The sequence below is a fragment of the Amycolatopsis sp. NPDC051758 genome (assembly GCF_044453095.1).
Taxonomy (GTDB): Bacteria; Actinomycetota; Actinomycetes; order Mycobacteriales; family Pseudonocardiaceae; genus Amycolatopsis.
On the sequence record NZ_JBITCJ010000004.1, the window covers coordinates 427,475 to 446,354 of the forward strand.

The window sequence follows — 18,880 nt, forward strand, 5'->3', positions numbered from 1 at the left end:
CGAGGACACGGTGGCGACGATCTCCGACGTGGCGGCGCTGGCCGGGGTCTCGACCGCGACCGTGTCCAGAGCGCTCAACGGCAAGTCCACTGTGGACCCGGCGCTGGCCGAACGGGTGGCCAGGGCCGTGGAAGAGCTCGGGTACACACCCAACGGGCTCGCGCGCAGCCTGCGCCGCCGGGAGACCGCGGTGCTGGCGCTGATCATCTCCGACGTCGAGAACCCGTTCTTCACGGCGATCGCGCGCGGGGTCGAGGACACGGCGCAGGCCGCCGGGTTCTCGGTGATGCTGTGCAACTCCGACGAGAACACCGCCAAGGAGCGCCGGTACGTCGAGGTCGCCGCACAGGAGCGGCTCGCCGGCGTGATCATGTCGCCGACCACCGGTGACAGCGACGTCCGGCCGCTGACCACGCACGGAACTCCCATCGTGACCGTCGACCGGCGGCTCGGCTCCGAGGACTGCGACGCCGTCCTGGTGAACTCCCGCGCCGCCGCCCGGGAAGCCGTGGGGCACCTGGTCGCGCAGGGCTACGAACGGATCGGCTGCATCGCCGGCCCGCAGGGCATCACCACCGCGGACGACCGTCTCGACGGTTACCGCGACGGACTCCGCGACGCAGGCCGGAAATACTCGGCAAAACTGGTGCGCCGCTGCGAATTCCGCGAATCCGGCGGCCGCGAGACCGCGGTACAGCTGCTGACGAAACCCGATCCGCCCGACGCGCTCCTGGTGTCCAGCAGCACGATGTCGGTCGGCGTGCTGCAGACGATGGCCGAGCTGGGTCTGCGCGCGGGCCGTGACGTCGGGATCGTGTCCTTCGACGACGCCCCGTGGGCGACGCTGATTTCGCCGGCGCTGACGGTGGTCGCCCAGCCGGCCCACGCGATGGGCCAGCTCGCGGCACGCCTGCTGCTGGACCGGATCGCGGACGGCGGCACCCGCCCGGCGTCCACGACGACGATGGCGGCTCAGCTCGTCATCCGCGGCAGCTCCACGCATTGATCCGCTCGAAGTGACGCTTGACACACCTCCGCACCACCCCTAGCGTCTGGGTAATCGATTACTCCCATCTTCCGCCGACGCGAGGGGTGTCATGGAAGAGCCGGGTACTCCGCTGGTCGTGCTGACCGGCGTCAGCAAGGCGTACGGCGGCACGCTCGCCTGCGACCACGTCGACTTCACCGTGCGACGCGGCGAAGTCCACGCGCTGCTCGGGGAAAACGGCGCCGGCAAGTCGACGCTGATGCGGATCCTCTCCGGCGACGTCACCGGGCACCGCGGCACCGTCAAGATCAACGGCGAGCCCGTCGTGTTCGGCAGCCCCGTCGACGCGCAGCGCCGCGGGATCGCGATGATCCCGCAGGAGCTCGACCTCGTGCCCGGGCTTTCGGTGGCCGCCAACATCTTCCTCGGCCGCGAGCTCCGCACGAAGGCCGGCACGATCGCGCGGCAGAGGATGCACCACGAGACGCGGGAGCTGCTCGCCCGCACCGGGATCACGCTCGACCCGAAGCGCGCCGTCGGCGAGCTGCGCACCGGCGAGCAGCAGCTGGTCGCCATCACCAAGGCGCTCGCGCTCGACGCCCGGGTGCTGATCATGGACGAGCCGACGTCCGCGCTCACCGGCGCCGAGGTCGAGCGGATGTTCAAGGTGATCACCGAACTCCGCGACGCGGGTGCCGGGATCGTCTACATCTCCCACCGGCTCGAGGAGATCGGGCGGATCGCCGACCGGGCCACCGTGCTGCGCAACGGCCGGGTCGCCGCCGGGTTCGGCGCCCGCGACCTGACCGTCGAGCAGGTCACCGAGGCGATGATCGGGCGTCCCGTGCAGCAGATGTTCCGCGCCAAGCACGGCGAAACCGGTGGTGAGCTGCTCCGCCTGGACGACTTCGCGCTGCGCCCGCGGCGGCACCGGCCCGGCCGCCGTGAACCCGCGGGGATCTCGCTCACCGTCCGCGCCGGCGAGATCGTCGGCCTCGGCGGGCTGCTCGGCTCGGGCCGCACCGAGCTGCTGGAAACGCTGTTCGGCGCGGGGACTTCCGGGCAGTGGCACGGGCGCGTCTTCCTGCGTGACAAGGAAGTCCGGCCGCGGAGTCCCCGGCACGCCGTCAAGCTCGGGCTCGCGCTGGTGCCCGAAGACCGGCGGATCGGCGGCCTGGCGCTGGACCACTCCGTCCGCGCGAACACCGCACTGTCCGTTGTGGACAGACTGGCGACGGCCGGGGTGCTGACCCGGCGGCGCGAGAACACCGCCGTCGCGAAGGTGCTCAACGAGCTCGGGGTGAAAGGTGCGCTCGGCAGCCCGGTCGGCACGCTCTCCGGCGGCAACCAGCAGAAGGTCGTGCTCGGCCGGGCCCTGCTCACCGAGCCGGCCCTGCTGCTGCTCGACGAGCCGACCCGCGGGGTCGACGTCGGCGCGAAGGCCGAGATCTACCAGCTGCTGGCCGCCGCGGCCGCCCGTGGCATCGGCGTCCTGCTCGCCTCGTCCGAACCCGCCGAGCTGGTCGGGCTGTGCGACCGCGTTGTCGTGCTGCAGGACGGCCGCAGCAGCCGTGAGCTCGACACGCACGACGCCGGTGAAGCCGAGCTGCTCGCCGCCGCGATGGGCGACACCACCACGAAGGGGACGCGATGACCACCGCCGAGTTCATCCCGGCCCGCCGCGCCGCCGTCGTGGAGACGCTGTTCCGCTTCCAGAGCCTGTTCGGCCTCGCGCTGGTGCTCGTTGCGGCCGCCGTATTTTCGCCCACGCACGACGGCGAACTGCTCTTCCTGGACAGCGAGAACCTGTTCAACGTCGTCCGCGCCATTTCGGAGATCGGCATCATCGCCATCGGCATGACGTTCGTGATCCTGATCGGCGGAATCGACCTCTCGGTCGGCGCCGTGCTCGGGCTCGCCGCCGTCGGCTCGGCCGTGCTGCTCGTCGAAACCGGCCTCGGTGTACTGCCCGCCGTGCTCCTCGTGCTCGTCGCGGGCCTGGTCTTCGGCCTGCTGCAGGGTGTCGCGTCGGCCGTGTTCGGCATCCAGGCGTTCATCGTCACCCTCGCCGGCCTGCAGGTCGCCCGCGGGCTCGCCCGGATCTGGTCCGGCGGCCAGGGTGTCCAGATCTCCTACGGTGACGGCCCCGGCGAAGCGCCCGTCGCGTTCTCCCTGCTCGGCGAGCGCACGTTCACCGGGCTGGTGCCGATCCCGGCGGTGATCTTCGCCGTGGTCGCCGTCGCGGCCATCGTCTTCCTGCGCACCAGCGCGTTCGCCCGGCACGTCTACGCGATCGGCGGCAACGAGAAGGCCGCGCGCCTCTCCGGTGTCGCCGTCACCCGGGTCAAGGTGCTGGTCTACGGGCTGAGCGGGCTGCTCGCCGCGCTCGCCGGGATCATCCACGCCGGCCAGCTGAACCAGGGCAGCCCCAACGACGGCAGCGGTTACGAGCTCGACGCCATCGCCGCGGTGGTGATCGGCGGCACCGCGCTCTCGGGCGGCCGCGGCTCGGTGTCCGGGACCGTCGCCGGCGCGCTGCTGCTGGGCGTGCTCAACAACATCCTGGCACTCACCAGCGTCGACCCCAACGTGCAGCTCCTGATCAAGGGCCTGGTCATCGTGGTCGCCGCGGGCCTGCAGCGGCTGCGGCCCACACCGTGAACCGCCGAAGAGGGGAAGAAAGAGATGTCCGGTAAGCACTTCGTGATACCCGCGGTCGCCCTCGTGCTGGCCGCGGCCGCCTGCGGCACGACGCACGAGAACTCCGGTCAGGGCACGTCGACGCCGGCGGCCGCCTGCAAGGGGCCGGGCGGGAAGTTCACCATCGGGGTCAGCCAGGCCAACGTCGACGAGCCCTACCGCAAGCAGATGGACGACGACATCGCCAAGGCCGCCAAGGAGTTCCCGGAGTTCACGGTGAACTTCGCGGACGCCCAGCAGGACAACGCAAAACAGGTCGCCGACGTCGAGAACTTCCTGACCCGGCGGATCGACCTGCTGATCATCAGCCCCAACGAGGCCACCCCGCTGACCGCGGTGGTCAAGAAGGCCTACGACAAGGGCATCCCCGTGTTGGTGCTGGACCGCAAGGTCGACGGCGACGCGTACACGCAGTGGATCGGCGCCGACAACGTCGACATCGGCAGGCAGGCCGGGCAGTACCTCGCCGAAAAGGTCCTGCCGCAGGGCGGGAAGATCGCCGAGATCCGCGGGCTCGCCGGGTCGACACCCGCCAAGGAGCGCCAGGACGGCTTCGCGAAGGGCATCGAAGGCCGCGGGATCGACATCGTGACCACAGTGGACGCCGACTGGCTGCGTGAGAAGGGCCAGCAGCAGGCGGACGCGATCTTCAAGGCACACCCGGACATCCAGGCCGTCTACGCCCAGAACGACCCGATGGCCGAAGGCGCCTACCTCGCCGCGAAGGCCGCGGGACTGGACCGGAAGATCAAGTTCATCGGCATCGACGGCCTGCCCATCCCGTCCGGCGGGATCAAGGCGGTCGAGGCCGGGCGCCTCGCGGCGACGTTCGTCTACCCGACCGGCGGACGTGAGGCGGTGGCGTCCGCGAAGAGCATCCTCGTCGACTGCGCCAAGCCGGAGAAGACGCAGATGCTGCAGACGCAGCTCGTCACCCGGGCGAACGCCGCCGAGGTGTACACGAAGGCCAACCGCTGACCCAGGGGAAGGATCCGGGATGGCACGCATCGGCGTCATCAACCTGTCCGACGGCCGTGACTACGTCCACAATGGAATCGCGGAGTTCATCCGCGGCACCGAGGACAGGTTGGTCGCCGCCCTCGCCGAGGCGGGCCACGAGGTCGTCCGGGCTTCGGCGCCGGTGTCTGCCAACACCGTGGCCACTTCGGTCGCGCGCGAAATCGACGCGGCCGGGGTGGACCTGACCGTGCTGCACTACTGCGTCTGGGCGTTCCCGCACTTCACGATGCTCGCCGCGGGCGCGCTGAGCGGGCCGCTCGTGCTGGTGGCCAACCTGGACCCGGTGCAGCCCGGGATGGTCGGGATGCTGGCCGCGGGCGGCGCGCTCGACCAGATCGGCCGGGCGCACACGCGGCTCTGGGGTGACCCGTCGGACGCGGACCTGATCACCGCGATCGGCGTCCGCGCCCGGGCGGCGGGCGCGGTCGCGAAACTGCGGGGCAGCACGTTCGGCCGGATCGGCGGCCGGCCGATGGGGATGAACACCGCCGTCGCCAACACCGACCAGTGGCAGCGGGAGTTCGGTGTCGACGTCGAAGAGATCGACCAGTGGGAGATCGTCCGGCGCGCCGAAGCCGCCGACCCGGCGGAGAAGCGTATGGCCCGGGAGTGGCTGGAGCAGCACACGACCGTCCGCTACGACGGCGTCAAGCTGACGCCTGAGCTGCTCGAGCGCCAGATCGGCGCGTACCTCGCGATGCGCTCGCTGATCGACGAGTGGAGCCTGGACTTCACCGGCATCAAGGGCCAGCCCGAGCTGACGCAGCACTTCGCGACGATGGACGTCGCCGAGGCGTTCCTCAATGATCCGTACGACTGGAACGGGCCCAAGGAGACCCACGTCTGCGCGACCGAGGCCGACATGGACGGCGCGCTCACCATGCAGCTGATGAAGCACCTGTCCGGCACGCCGGTGCTGTTCGCCGACGTCCGCCACCACCACGCCGACCGGGACATCTGGGACCTCTGCAACTCCGGCCAGCACGCGACGTGGTTCGCCGCCCGCAGCGACGATCCCGCGGAGAACCTCGCGCGCGTCACGCTGCACCCGGCGGTGTTCTTCTTCCCGGCCGGCGGCGCTTCGGTGCACCACGTCGCGGCGCTCGGGCAGATGACGCTGGCCCGGCTCACGCGTCTGGACGGTCACTACCGGCTCCAGCTGATGCTGGGCGAGTTCGAGAACTACGACGAGGAAACGACCGCGGCGCTCGAGGCCCGGTCGACCCCGGAGTGGCCGCACGCGTTCGCCCGGCTCGACGCACCGGCCGAGACGTTCCTCTCGCGGTTCGGCGCCAACCACATCCACGCGGTGCCGGGTGACCGGCGGGCGGAGCTGCGGGCGGTGTGCGAACTGCTGGGGACGGCTCTCGACGAGTTCACCCGAGACTGAGCAAAACTGTCGGTGCCCCCGGCTAGCGTGGAAACCGGGGGCTGCTCAGCGCGAGTTGACTTCAACCTTGATTGAGCTTTTACCGTCGGAGCCATGAGTGATCTCCGCACCCTCGCGCCGATCCCGCGCACCGTCTGGATCGCCTCCGGCGTCATGGCCCTCGGCGGCTTCCTCGGCAACATGGACGGCTCGATCGTCGCGGTCGGGCTGGAGTCGATGCGGCTGAGCCTCGGCGTCACACTGGTCGAAATCCAGTGGGTCGCGACGGCTTACCTGCTCGGTCTCTCGGTCGCGCTGCCCCTCACACCCTGGCTCGTGCGCCGGCTCGGCGCCGGCCGGCTGTGGCTCGCCGCGCTGGCCGCGTTCCTGCTCACGTCGGTGGCGTGCGCGCTCGCGCCGGACGCCGGCACGCTGATCGGCGTCCGCGCCGTGCAGGGCATGACCGCCGGGATCATGGTCACCGCCGGGCAGACGGTGATCGGGCTGGCCGTCGGGCCGGAACGGCTCGGCCGCACCATGGGCACGCTGGGCCTCGTCGTCGGGCTGGCGCCGGTCATCGGGCCGAGTGTCGGCGGCCTCCTGCTCGCGCACTTCTCGTGGCCGGTGCTGTTCTGGCTGAACCTGCCGATCGGGTTGGCCGCCTTCGGGTTGGCGCTGCGCTACGTGCCCCGCGGCGAGCGGCAGCAACCACCGCCGGTCGACTGGTTCGGCCTGGTCATGGTGTCGCTCGGCCTGCCACTGCTGGTCTACGGGCTCACCGAACTCGGCACCCCCGGCTCGCTGAACATCGTCCTGACGGCCATCGGCGCCGTCGCGCTCGCGCTCTTCACGTGGTGGTCGTTGCGCGTCACGCACCCGGTGCTGCAGCTGCGGCTGGCCGCGCGGCCGGTGATGGGCGCTTCGCTGGCGACGGTGCTGCTCGCCGGTGCCGGGATGTTCGGCGCGGTCCTGTTGCTGCCGCTGTGGTTCCAGGTCCGGCTCGGCGCCGGCCCGGCCGAAGCCGGGGTCCTGCTCGCGCCGATGGGCCTGGCCACGACGGTGTTCGTGCTGCTCGCCGGCCGGCTCACCGACCGCTACGGCGGCGGCACGGTCGCGCTCACCGGATCGGTGGTGGTGCTGGCGAGCACCGTGCCGCTACCGTGGCTCGGCCCGGACACGCCGATGGTGCTGATCCAGGCGCTGCTCGTGGTCCGCGGCGCGGGACTCGGGCTGTCGATCCTGCCCGCGTCGACGGCGGCGTACGCGTCGGTCGACGCCGACGAACTCGGTCACGCGACCGCGCTGGTGAACATCGTGCTGCGCGTGGGCGGCGCGGTCGGCGGCGCGTTGTGCGTGATCGTGCTGTCGCGCGGCCTCACGGTGGACGCGGCAACCGGCTTCGGCTGGGCGTTCGGGGTGCTGGGCGCCCTGTGCGTGCTCGGCACGGTGGCCGCCGGCTGGCTCCGCCGTGCCGAACGATCGTCCACAGTGGACGTCACGGCGGGATCCACCTGGGAACCTGGCGCGAACCCCTGATTGGTGATTTCCTGGAGCCGATCAACCACTGTCGGTAAGGGGAAGGGCTGGCGATGGCGGGGGTACACAAGCGGCTGCTGACGGCCGCGGCGGCGACGGCCGTACTGGGGAGCTTGCTGGCGGCGGCACCGGCTTCGGCGGCGGAATCCGTCGACTGGCAGCCGTGCGCGGACGCGCCCGGCGTCGACTGCGGCACGGTGACCGTGCCGGTCGACTGGGCGCACCCGGACCGCGGCACCACGTCCATCGCGCTCGCCCGGCGCAAGGCGACCGACCCGGCCGCGCGCATCGGCTCGGTCCTGATGGACCCGGGCGGGCCCGGCGGGCCGGGCGCGGGCCAGGTCAAGGACGGCTGGACGCTTTCGGCCGAGATCACCAAGCGGTTCGACACCGTCGGCTTCGACCCGCGCGGCGTCGGGGACAGCACCCAGATCAAGTGCGGGCTCGACGAGCTGATCGCCGACCATCCCGAGGTGCCGCGCAACCAGGCCGAGTTCGAGCAGCTCGCGCGGTACAACCGGAACCTCGGCGAGAGCTGCAACCGGCTCAGCGGGCCGCTGGGGCAGTTGGCCGACACCGAGAGCGTCGCGCGCGACATGGACGCGATCCGCGTGGCGCTCGGTGAGAAGAAGCTGACGTACTACGGCGTTTCCTACGGGACGCTGATGGGCCAGCAGTACGCCGAGCTGTTCCCGGACAAGGTCCGCGCGCTCGTGCTGGACAGCAACATGGACCATTCGCAGCGCACCGCGTGGGAGTTCCTGAACAGCGAAACGCAGTCGGTGCAGGCGGAGTTCGGCGAGTTCGCCGCCTGGTGCGGCCGGACGCCGAGCTGCGCGTTGCACGGCCAGGACGTCTCCAAGGTGACGCGTGCGTTGCAGGACAAGGCCGCGCGCGGGGAGCTGAAGGACCCGCAGAGCGGTGAGCCGATCACGCCACTCTCGCTCGCTTCGATGTTCCAGGGCGCGTTCTACGGTCCGTCCTGGGATGCGCTCGCGTCCCGGCTCAAGTCGCTGGTGGACGGCACCAAGCCGGCCGCGTCGGCCCAGCTGCGGAACGAAATCCCGGTCAACACCGTGTTCCAGAGCGTGTTCTGCGACGACTGGCGGCTGCCGGTGCACAACTTCGCCGAGCTCGAGGCCTACCGCCGGACGGCCGCGGCCCTCGCGCCGGACGTCAAGGTCAACTCGCTCGGCTGGCAGGCGGTGACCGGCTGCATCGGCTGGCCGAACAAGGCCAGCAACCCGCAGCACCCGCTGCAGGTGCACGGCGCGCCGCCGCTGCTGATGGTGAGCAGCCGCCACGACCCGGCAACGCCGTACGCGTGGTCGCAGGCCGCCGCCCGCCAGAGCGGCAGCACGCTGCTCACCTACGACGGCTGGGGCCACGGCGCGTACTTCAAGAACAGCCCGTGCGTGACCAAGGCGACCGACGACTACCTGATCAGCGGCAAGCTCCCGGCCAAGGGCACGCACTGCGCGGCGGTCGAGCCGGGCACGGCCCAGGCCCGCATCGCCGGGCCGAAACCGCCGTCGACGATCGGTTTCTGAGGCTTCCCCCGCGGGGCCGGGACCGGGCACAATCGGTTCCGGCCCGCGAAGGGAGCCCGACATGCTTCGTCGATTCTTCGCCATCGCGGCAGTCGTGGTTTCCACGAGTGCCCTGCTCACGGCTCCCGCGAAAGCTTCTTCCCCAGGCCGCTATCTGGCGCTCGGTGACTCGGTCGCGTTCGGCTACCGCCCCAACGCGGGCCCGGCGTACCTGAACGCGGCCAATTTCAGCGGTTACGCCGAGAAATACGCGTCACTGCGCGGGCTTCGGCTCGCGAACGCGTCCTGCCCCGGCGAGACCACGGGGAGTCTGCTCGACACCCGTGCACCGAGCAACGGCTGCGAGAACGGCTACCGGACGACGTTCCCGCTGCACGTCGCCTACCCCGGCGCCCAGATCGACTACGCCGCGCGGTACCTGCGAACCCACCGCGACACCCGGCTGGTCACGCTGACCATCGGCGCGAACGACATGTTCCTCTGCCAGAACACGACGCCGGACCACTGCACCGGACCCGACTTCCGGATCGCCTTGAACCAGGTGAGCCGCAACCTCGCGGTGATCCTGGCGGCGGTGCGCGCCCAGTACCGCGGCGACCTGGTGCTCGTGTCGTACTACTCGCTCGACTACCGCGATCCGGTGCAGGTCGAGCAGGTGAAGGCGATCAACGCGGCGCTGGCCCAGGTGACCCGCCGCTACCACGGCACGATCGCCGACGGCTTCACGGCCTTCCGCCTCGCCTCCCTGCGCACCGGCGGCGATCCGTGCGCGGCGGGGTTGCTGATCAAGCTGCCCGACGGCACCTGCGACGTCCACCCGACCGCGGCCGGGCATCGCGTCCTGGCCGCAGCCCTCGCGTTCCGCTGACTCAGACGGCCTGGACCTCGACGCCGGCCGCTTCGAAGGCCCGCACCGTCTCCGGGTCGGCGTCGGTGTCCGTGACCAGCGCGTGCACCTGCGTCGTCTCGCAGATCCGGGCGAACGCGCGCCGGCCCAGCTTCGAGCCGTCCGCGACCGCGACCACACGCTCGGCGCGTTCCACCATCAGCCGGTTGATGCTGGCTTCGCCTTCGTGGTGGGCGAACGCGCCGGCCTCCGGGTCGAACGCGTCCACGCCGAGGAACAGCAGGTCGATGGTCAGCTCGCTGAGCACCCGGGTGGCCAGCGGGCCGCTCAGCTCGAACGACTGCGGCCGCGCGACCCCGCCGGTGACGACGATCTTGACGTTCGGCCGCACCGCGAGCTCGTGCGCGATGTTCAGCGCGTTCGTCACGACGGTGATCCCCGGCGCGTCGCTGCGGCCGCCGAGGTCCGACCGCAGGGTCAGCGCCCGCGCGACCCCGGCGGTGGTGGTGCCGCCGTTCAGGCCGACCACCATCCCCTTCGCGGCGAACGCGGCCGCGGCGGCGCTGATCCGCTGCTTCTCCGGCACGTGCCGGGCCGTCTTGTAGCGCAGCGGCAGGTCGTAGGCGAGGTCGTTGGCGACCGCGCCACCGCGGGTGCGCGTGAGCAGCTGCTGCTCGGCCAGGTGGTCCAGGTCGCGCCGGATCGTGGCGGCGGAGACGCTCAGCTCCGCGGCCACGTCCTCGACGTCGATCTTTTCCCGCTGCCCCAGCATGTCCAGCAGGGTGCTCAACCGTTCGTGCCGGGCCATCGGCGGTACTCCCTAGCTTGCTCTCGGCGGTCCAGCGCGCATGAGGTTGCACTGTTGGCCACCGTTTCGAGCAGTATGCTGCATCGCCGTTGTCCGCCGCACGCGGCACGCCGGGTGCGTCCGGCCCATCAACGCATTAGAAACTAATTAAGTTTCTGATAGGCTTGTCCGGTGCCTCCCGAGCTGAACGTCGCCGAGCTGACCGCCGTGTTCGAGGACTTCACCCGGATGGCCATTCGCCTGCCGGAGGCACAACGACTGAGCTTCACCACGCTGTCCGTGCTCCACACGCTGGCCCACGGCGGTCCGTGCCGGCTCACCGCGCTGACGGCCAGCGAACAGGTCACGCAGTCGGCGATCACCCAGATCGTGATCAAGCTGGAGCGCGACGGGCTGGTGGAGCGCCGGCCGGACCCTTCGGACGGCCGCGGGGTCCTCGTCCACATCACCGAAGCGGGCACGGCGGTCGTGGACGGACGGCGGGCCGAGCGCAAGGCGCGTCTCGCGGAACTCACCGGCCGGCTCACCCCGGCCGAACGCGCGGCCATCGCGGCGGCCATGCCTGCCCTGGCCCGCCTGGTCGAACTCGACAGGAGATGACGATGAGCCACGAAGCTGCCTTTTCCGACACCCGGCCGTTTCCGCTGACGCCGACGCCGATCCACGTGTCCGACGAGGTGCTGGACGACCTGCGTCAGCGCCTCGAGCTGACCCGCTGGCCGGACGACGCAGGCAACGAGGACTGGCACTACGGCGTGAACCGCGCCTACCTGCAGGAGCTCGTCGAGTATTGGCGCACCGAATTCGACTGGCGCAAGGCCGAAGCCGCGATCAACGCCTACGAGCACTACCGGGTCGACGTCGAGGGTGTGCCGGTCCACTTCATGCGCAAACCGGGCGTCGGCCCCGACCCGACACCGCTGCTCCTCACCCACGGCTGGCCCTGGACGTTCTGGCACTGGTCGAAGGTCGTCGACCCACTGGCCGACCCCGGCGCACACGGAGGTGACCCGGCGGAGGCGTTCGACGTAATCGTCCCGTCGTTCCCCGGCTTCGGGTTCTCCGGCCCGCTGCCGGACAACCCGGACATGAACTTCTGGAAGGTCGCCGACCTCTGGCACACGCTGATGACCGGCGTCCTCGGCCACGACAAGTACGCCGCGGCGGGCTGCGACGTCGGCGCCCTGGTCACCGCCCAGCTCGGCCACAAGTACGCCGACGAACTCCACGCCATCCACATCGGATCCGGCCTGCAGCTCGACTTCTTCAACGGCGACCGCGCCTGGGACTTCAGCGGAGGCCGGCCGATCCCCGAGGGTCTGCCCCCCGACGTCCACGCGCGACTGGTCGCACTGGAGAAGCGATTCGCCGTCCACCTCGCCGCGCACATGCTCGACCCGAGCACCCTCGCCTACGGGCTGACCGACTCACCGCCCGGAATGCTCGCCTGGATCCTCGAACGCTGGGTGAACTGGAGCGACAACGGCGGCGACATCGAGACGGTGTTCAGCAAGGACGACCTGCTCACCCACGCAACGATCTTCTGGGCGACCAACTCGATCGGCACGTCGATCCGCACCTACGCCAACAACAACCGCTACCCGTGGACACCGTCCCACGATCGGTGGCCGGTCATCGAGGCGCCCACGGGGATCACGTTCGTCGGCTTCGAGAATCCTCCTGGGGTCAGCACCGACCAGCGGGTCCGGAGTTTCTTGGAAAGTGATCGTGCGGGTTGGTACAACCACGTCAACCTCAACGCGCACGACCGGGGAGGGCATTTCATTCCTTGGGAGATCCCTGACCAGTGGGTGGATGACCTGCGGCGCACTTTCCGCGGGCGGCGGTAGTTGGTTCGCTCGCTTTGCTGCTGCCACCCGATCGTGTGATGAACATGTGTTCGGGTTGGCGGTATTGTTGTTGCTGTGGAAGACAACGCGGTTTGGCAGGCTGATGCGGTGGCACTCGCCGACCGTGTTGGTGTGCTGCTTACGTCCATGCGGTCTGCTGAAGCTGAGCTTGGTGCCCTTCTTGTGGAAATTGAGGGGCGGGGTGTCATGGAATTGTTCGGCTACCGCTCTGTCGCTCGGCTGCTCGAACATCTCGCCGACATTCCCAAGTCTGCTGCTGAGACGGTCATGAAGCGGGCCCGGGCTTTGCGTCCGGGCCGTGCCCTCGACGGCAGCCCGGTTGCCGCGCTCGCGCCCGCGACCGGGGTCGCTGCCCAGAACGGGCGGTTGAGCAACCCGATGATCGACACCATCGTCGGGGTGCTCACCCAGGTTCCGCCTGGAGAGCGGGAGGAGGCTGAGCAGCACCTGCTCGACTTCGCCGCCGATGCCGGCCACAAGCAGGTCGCCGCCCTCGGCGGCCGGATTCTGGCCCACCTCGACCCCGACGGATCCGAACCCGACACCGCCGAGCCCGCCACACCCAGCCGCGAACTCTCGCTGCGTCGCAAAAGAACCGGCACCTGGGAACTGCATGGCCGGTTCGACGACGAGACCGGCACCCGCGCCAGCGCCCTGCTCGACGCCCTCGCCGAACGCCGCACCACCGACGAAGGCCCCGACCTCCGCTCCCCGCAGGAACGTTACGGCGATGCCTTCTCCGACGTGCTCGACCTGGCCCTCAACGCACCCGAGGTACCTACCCAGGCCGGTGAACGCGCCCACGTGATGGTCGCGGTGTCGCTGCGTGACCTGCAGTCCGGCCTCGGCTCCGCGATCCTCGGCGACACCGGCCTGATGAGCGCGGCCGAAGCCCGCCTCCACGCCTGCGACGCCACACTCATCCCCGCGGTCCTCGGGACGAAGAGCGAACCGCTGGACCTGGGCCGTCGCTGCCGCTTGATCACCTCGAGCATGCGCCGAGCCTTGTTTCTACGAGACCGTGGTTGCGCCTTCCCCGGCTGTCATCGCCCGCCCCGGCACTGTCAAGGTCACCACGTGCGCCACTGGGCCGACGGCGGCCCCACCGAACTCGGGAACCTGGTGTTGATGTGCGGCCACCATCACCGGTTGCTGCACCGGTCAGGCTGGGAAGTCCGCATCGCCGCCGATGGGCTTCCCGAGTTCCTGCCGCCGGTGTTCCTGGACAAACGCCGAAAACCTCGGCGCAACAACCTCCATAAACCGTTGCCGTTCGCGGCCTGATCAACCAATCAACCAAAGATGGGAAAGGCCCGCAGCCAACCGGCTACGGGCCCACACCCATGCCCCCAGCCAGGCAGTCACCGTCCCGACGTGACTCAGGCCCAGACCCGGTCGCCTCAGGCGGAACCGCCCGACTGCCCACCGACGCCGAACCTCGATCACTGCAGGCCCGCTCGGCCCCACCAACAGCCCGCCCGCTACAAGGATTCCTGCACAACACAATCCCGGTCGATCCGCACCCAAGACCGCACCAACCACCCGCCACGCCGGGCGCCTACCACACCGAGCCCTGCACAAGGCCGGTCGATTCGCAAGCAAGGCCGCCCCGATCGCCCACCCAGGTCAACTCCGGATCACCCCAGACTCGGTCCCACCGCGGCCGGTGCAAGCCCGATCGACCGCCGAGCCGAGTCCGCCACACCGCGCCCGCCACACCGCGCCCGATTCAGCTGCCGCGAACCCCGTTCAACCGCTCGTCGGCAGTGTTCCGCCAGGCCCCACAAAGCCAGGAGTTCTCGCCGGCCGCGATGACCAGCGCCAAGCCGCAGATCCCGGCCGCCCACCTCACGGCAACCGATCACCAGAAACCGCATCGAACAAATGCTCCGCATCCGGCTGCGGAGCCAGCTTGATCCGCTCCCCCCGCTGCCAAGGCGACATCCCCGGCGTCCGCACCGTCAGAACCTGCGAATCCGTCCGGCAGTACAGATACTGGTCACTCCCCAGCTCCTCCACCACCTCGACCACCGCGTCGAAGCCCTCACCACCAATAACCCATCCCTCCGGCCGCACCCCGACCACCACACCCGGGCCCGTCAACGCCGACCGCTGGGCCGGCGTCAGCGGGACCGCCCACGGACCCTCCACCGTCGTCTCCAGGAGGTTCATCGCCGGGGATCCGATGAACCCCGCGACGAACACGTTCACCGGGCGGGCGAACAACCCGATCGGGGTGTCGCACTGCTGCAGCACCCCGTCACGAAGGACCGCCACCCGGTCGCCCATCGTCATCGCCTCGACCTGATCGTGCGTGACGTACAACGTTGTGATGCCGAGGCGGCGCTGCAGTGAGGCGATCTGCGTCCGCGTCTGCACGCGCAGCTTTGCGTCCAAATTGGACAGCGGTTCGTCCATCAGGAACACACTGGGCTCGCGCACGATCGCCCGGCCCATCGCGACACGCTGGCGCTGGCCGCCCGAAAGGCGGGCGGGTTTGCGATCCAGGTACTCCGTCAGGTCGAGCAGCGCCGCGGCCTCGGACACGCGGCGGCGGCGCTCCGCCACCGGCATCCGGGCCAGTTTCAGGTGGAAGCCGATGTTCTCGCCGACCGTCATGTGCGGGTACAGCGCGTAGTTCTGGAACACCATCGCGATGTCGCGGTCCTTCGGCGGCAACGAAGTGACGTCGCGCGCGCCGATGTGGATCGAGCCGTCGTCCACACCCTCCAAGCCGGCCAGCATGCGGAGCGTGGTCGACTTGCCGCAACCGGACGGGCCGACCAGCACCAAGAACTCGCCGTCGGACAACGAAAGGTCGAGACCGTCGACGGCGGGACGCTCGACCCCGGCGTAGAACCGGGTGGTGTCCTCGAAAGTCACAGTGGCCATCAGGTCCTACTTTCCGGCGCCGAGGGTCAAGCCGGTGATGATCCGGCGGGCGAGCACGAGGTACAGCACGAGCATCGGGAGCACGACGATCGCCACCCCGGCGATCAGGCCGCCGTACTCCGACTGGTAGCTCGCCGCCCCGTAGAACGTGAACAGCGCGCGGGACAGCGTGAAGTGCGCCTGGTCCTTGAGGAACACGATCGCCAGCAGCGTCTCGTTCCACAGGCCGATCGCGTTCAGCGTCAACGCCGTGATCAGGCCGCCGCGCGCGAGCGGCAGCATCACCGAGAAGAACGTCCGGACCGGCGATGCGCCGTCCAAAGCCGCGGCTTCCTCCAGTTCGTCCGGTAAAGACCGGAAGAACCCCGTCAGGAGGAACACCGTGAACGGGATCGACAAGGCCACGTACAGCAGGAACAGCCCGTACTCGTTGTCCAGGTGGACCCGGCTCATCACCACGAACAGCGGGATGATCACCGTCTGGAACGGCACGCCCATGCCGATCGCGACCACGTTCGTCATCGGCCCGGACCCGCGCACGCCGAGCCTGGTCAGCGCATACGCGCAGGGCGCCGACACCGCCACCGTCGCGACGGTGGCCAGCCCGACCAGCACCACCGTCGTCAGCACCGCGTCGCCGAACCCGGCGTTGTTCCACGCGTAGCTGAAGTTGCGGAACGGCTTGCCGAGGTGGAACCACTGGTACGGCAGCGCGAACGGCTTCGTGAAGATCTCCACCGGTGTTTTGAACGCGGCCGTGACCAGCCAGTACAGCACCAGCACGTTGCCGGCCGTGAACGTCCAGACGATCGTGGACCCCAGCAGCCGCAACGGGCTCAGGCGGCGCGAACCCGGCGCCGGGCGTGGTTTGCGCGGCGCCTTGCGCACCACTTCAGAACTGGATCGCGTCACGACGCATCAACCGCCTCAGCAGCACCACGAGCACGGACACCAGCACGATCATCGCCACCGCGCAGGCGCAGGCGGCCCCGAAGTCCGGGGTGCCGTTCGAGCCGAAGGTCCGGTCGAACACGTAGACCCCGAGTGTCCACGCCTGGTTCGGCGGCGCGTACGTGCCCGGCCCGGCCAGCACGAACACCAGCTCGAAGATCTTCAGCGCGTTGATCGTCCACAGCACCCCCGCGACGCCGACGACGTCCCACGTCATCGGCAGCGTGATGTTGCGGAACTTCTGCCACGGCGACGCGCCGCCGAGCTCCGCGTCCTCGTAGAGGTACGGCGGGATCCGGTCGACCGCGGCCATCAGGATCGTGATGTAGAACCCCGAGCTGGCCCAGATCAGTGACGCCGTCACCACACCGGTCACATTGGACGGTGCCAAGAACTTGGCCGCGTCCGCGCCTACGTGCTCCAGCACGTAGTTCGCCAGGCCCTGCTTGCCGGGCTGGTACTTGAACACGAACCCGAGGAACATCCCCAGCGCCACCGGCGCGACGATGTTCGGGAAGAACAGGATCGCCCGGACGACCTTGCCGCCGCGCATGTCCCGCAGCACCATGGTGAACAGGAACGCCAGTGCGAACGTGCCGATGCCGCCGAGGAAGACGTACACGAGCGTGTTGCCGAACGCGTACTGGAACGAGTCGCTCGCCCACATCTGCGTGTAGTTGGTGACGCCGTTGGGCTTCGGCGTGTCCCCCGCGCCCGCCCAGCTGGTGAAGCTCAGCACCACCGTCGTGAGCGTCGGCAGCACCAGAAAGGCCAGGTACAGCGCCAACGCCGGCGCGGCGAACGGCCAGAACAGCCGCTTCTTGCGGCGCAGGTGCGCGCCGCCGGTGGCCCGGGCCTCCGGGACCCGCGTCACCGGCGGCGTGGTGAGCGTCGCCATCAGCTCTGGTTCTTCCAGAACTCGGCGCCCTTCGTGGCGAGCTGGTCCACGAACTGCTGCGGGCTCAGCTGCCCCTTGAGCAGCGCGGTGTCCGCCGGGTCGAAGACGTCGGTCTGCCACTTGCCGCCGGCGATGCCGTCGATCCCGTCGTACTGCAGGACGTGCTCCTTCTTCGGGTCGTCCATCGCGGCCTTGACCTGCTTGAGGTCGTCCGGCACGGCGAGGTCGGCGCGCGGCACCAGGTTGTCGGCCACCGCCGGGATGCCCGAGAGGATGTCTTTGTTGAGGAAGTAGGCGATGAACGCCTTCGCGGCCTCGGCGTGCTTGGCCTTCTTGGTGACGGCGAAGCCGATCGACATCTGCTCGACGGTGTCGTGGGTGGCGCCGGCGGGCATCGGGAACTGGAACGAGCCGTAGTTGATCTTCGTCCCGGCGCCCTGCTTGTCCAGGTACTCCCGCGTCTCGCTCGGCGCCCAGGTGCCGACGTAGAGGTAGCGCGAGTCGCCGTCGGCCCAGCGCTGCTGCACCTGCGGGAACTTCGCCGCGTCCCAGCCGTCGATGAAGTACTTCGGCAGCTTCGCGGTCTCGGTGGCGGCCTTGAGGAAACCGGGGTCGGACTTCCAGAGCTGCCCGGTCCTGTCGGACGCCGCCTTGTTCAACCCGCCCGAACCGACGTAGCGCTCGGCGAGCTGGGTGAAGAAGTACATGTTGTAGAACGGGATGTCGCCGTCCTGGCTGATCGCGGCCTTGCCGTCGGCCTTCGCCTTCTCGAACAGCGCGACGAGGTCGTCCATCGTCTTCGGCTGCGGCACATCGCCGGAGTCCTTGTTGAACCACCAGGCACTGGACTGCACGGTGTAGGGGACCATGAAGTTGTGGCCGTCGCGGTCCTTGTTCTGCGGGAAGTCGTACGAGCTCGGCGAAAGCACGTCCTTCACCGTCTTGTCACCCTCGCCGACCTTCATCGTGAAGACGTCGTCGACGCTCTGCGTGCCGCCCGGCGTCGCGATGGCCGCGCCGACCTTGCTGACGTCCTGGTCGAACAGGTCCGGCACGGCGTCGGTGTTGAGCGCGGGCACCAGGTTCTGCGTGTAGGCCTTGCGCCCCAGCCACTGCACGTTCACCTTGACGCCGGTCTTCTCCTGGAAGCACTTGAACGCCTTCTGCAGGACCTTGCCCTGCGGCTCGTCGGCCGTCCACATCGCCCAGTAGGTGAATTCCTTGTCCGAGGCGGGTTTCACCGCCGCTTCCGGACAAGGTGCGTTGAGGTACTGGTCGACCCCCGGCAGCGCGTTCTCGCCGGTACCGCTGCCCGTGTCGGCGCCCCCGCCGCAGCCGGCCAGCAGGAGAGAGGCCCCCATCGCACACGCCATGACCTTGCTTCGCCGCATCCGCCACCACCCGAGATCGAATTTCACGCAAGTTCTGCGCGTTAGTGCGCAGTTTTATT

At 69.6% G+C, this 18,880-nt stretch carries 16 protein-coding genes; 11 read left to right on the top strand and 5 right to left on the bottom strand.

Annotated elements, in window-relative coordinates; all coding sequences use genetic code 11:
* The first annotated feature begins 10 nt into the window (after nucleotides 1-10).
* From ACIA5G_RS21435 to ACIA5G_RS21470, 8 genes are all read left to right on the top strand, one after another.
* A complete protein-coding gene (locus ACIA5G_RS21435; RefSeq protein ID WP_395925723.1) occupies nucleotides 11-1,006 on the top strand; it encodes a LacI family DNA-binding transcriptional regulator in 996 nt (331 codons plus the stop codon).
* 91 nt (nucleotides 1,007-1,097) lie between these two features.
* Complete coding sequence (locus ACIA5G_RS21440) at nucleotides 1,098-2,642, top strand: sugar ABC transporter ATP-binding protein (protein ID WP_395925725.1); 1,545 nt, start codon at nucleotides 1,098-1,100, stop codon at nucleotides 2,640-2,642.
* Nucleotides 2,639-3,649 (top strand): ABC transporter permease, encoded by a 1,011-nt coding sequence (locus ACIA5G_RS21445; protein ID WP_395925727.1) that lies wholly within the window; start codon nucleotides 2,639-2,641, stop codon nucleotides 3,647-3,649. The genes ACIA5G_RS21440 and ACIA5G_RS21445 overlap by 4 nt, the downstream gene beginning before the upstream one ends.
* A gap of 24 nt (nucleotides 3,650-3,673) precedes the next feature.
* On the top strand, nucleotides 3,674-4,666 hold the full coding sequence (locus tag ACIA5G_RS21450; protein WP_395925729.1) for a substrate-binding domain-containing protein: 993 nt from the start codon (nucleotides 3,674-3,676) through the stop codon (nucleotides 4,664-4,666).
* Nucleotides 4,667-4,685: 19 nt separating this feature from the next.
* On the top strand, nucleotides 4,686-6,098 hold the full coding sequence (locus ACIA5G_RS21455) for an L-fucose/L-arabinose isomerase family protein (RefSeq protein WP_395925731.1): 1,413 nt from the start codon (nucleotides 4,686-4,688) through the stop codon (nucleotides 6,096-6,098).
* Nucleotides 6,099-6,191: 93 nt separating this feature from the next.
* Entirely contained in the window at nucleotides 6,192-7,613 is a 1,422-nt protein-coding gene (locus ACIA5G_RS21460) for a DHA2 family efflux MFS transporter permease subunit (RefSeq protein WP_395925733.1), read from the top strand.
* Nucleotides 7,614-7,666: 53 nt separating this feature from the next.
* Nucleotides 7,667-9,163, top strand: coding sequence for an alpha/beta hydrolase (locus ACIA5G_RS21465; RefSeq protein ID WP_395925735.1), 1,497 nt, complete (start codon nucleotides 7,667-7,669; stop codon nucleotides 9,161-9,163).
* Between the two features lie 61 nt (nucleotides 9,164-9,224).
* Entirely contained in the window at nucleotides 9,225-10,031 is an 807-nt protein-coding gene (locus ACIA5G_RS21470; protein ID WP_395925737.1) for an SGNH/GDSL hydrolase family protein, read from the top strand.
* Between the two features lies 1 nt (nucleotide 10,032).
* Here ACIA5G_RS21470 and ACIA5G_RS21475 read toward each other — a convergent pair whose 3' ends face one another.
* Nucleotides 10,033-10,818: a DeoR/GlpR family DNA-binding transcription regulator gene (locus ACIA5G_RS21475; protein ID WP_395925739.1), complete on the bottom strand. Its 786-nt coding sequence runs from the start codon at nucleotides 10,816-10,818 to the stop codon at nucleotides 10,033-10,035.
* Between the two features lie 171 nt (nucleotides 10,819-10,989).
* Here ACIA5G_RS21475 and ACIA5G_RS21480 point away from each other — a divergent pair, with 171 nt between their 5' ends.
* From ACIA5G_RS21480 to ACIA5G_RS21490, 3 genes are all read left to right on the top strand, one after another.
* Nucleotides 10,990-11,418, top strand: a complete 429-nt coding sequence (locus ACIA5G_RS21480; protein WP_395925741.1) for a MarR family winged helix-turn-helix transcriptional regulator — start codon at nucleotides 10,990-10,992, stop codon at nucleotides 11,416-11,418.
* Nucleotides 11,419-11,420: 2 nt separating this feature from the next.
* Nucleotides 11,421-12,668 carry an epoxide hydrolase family protein gene (locus tag ACIA5G_RS21485; protein WP_395925743.1) on the top strand — a complete coding sequence of 416 codons (1,248 nt, stop codon included), beginning with the start codon at nucleotides 11,421-11,423 and terminating at the stop codon, nucleotides 12,666-12,668.
* 75 nt (nucleotides 12,669-12,743) lie between these two features.
* A complete protein-coding gene (locus ACIA5G_RS21490) occupies nucleotides 12,744-13,973 on the top strand; it encodes a DUF222 domain-containing protein (RefSeq protein ID WP_395925745.1) in 1,230 nt (409 codons plus the stop codon).
* A 564-nt stretch (nucleotides 13,974-14,537) separates the two neighbouring features.
* Here the strand turns inward: ACIA5G_RS21490 and ACIA5G_RS21495 are convergent.
* The 4 genes from ACIA5G_RS21495 to ACIA5G_RS21510 are packed head-to-tail and all read right to left on the bottom strand — an operon-like array spanning nucleotide 14,538 to nucleotide 18,791.
* Nucleotides 14,538-15,581 (bottom strand): ABC transporter ATP-binding protein, encoded by a 1,044-nt coding sequence (locus ACIA5G_RS21495; RefSeq protein ID WP_395925747.1) that lies wholly within the window; start codon nucleotides 15,579-15,581, stop codon nucleotides 14,538-14,540.
* Between the two features lie 6 nt (nucleotides 15,582-15,587).
* Nucleotides 15,588-16,472, bottom strand: a complete 885-nt coding sequence (locus ACIA5G_RS21500) for a carbohydrate ABC transporter permease (RefSeq protein ID WP_395925749.1) — start codon at nucleotides 16,470-16,472, stop codon at nucleotides 15,588-15,590.
* A 1-nt stretch (nucleotide 16,473) separates the two neighbouring features.
* A complete protein-coding gene (locus ACIA5G_RS21505; protein ID WP_395925751.1) occupies nucleotides 16,474-17,430 on the bottom strand; it encodes a carbohydrate ABC transporter permease in 957 nt (318 codons plus the stop codon).
* Nucleotides 17,430-18,791 carry an ABC transporter substrate-binding protein gene (locus ACIA5G_RS21510; RefSeq protein ID WP_395925753.1) on the bottom strand — a complete coding sequence of 454 codons (1,362 nt, stop codon included), beginning with the start codon at nucleotides 18,789-18,791 and terminating at the stop codon, nucleotides 17,430-17,432. Before ACIA5G_RS21510 ends, ACIA5G_RS21505 begins: the two co-directional genes overlap by 1 nt.
* Nucleotides 18,792-18,880 lie beyond the last annotated feature (89 nt).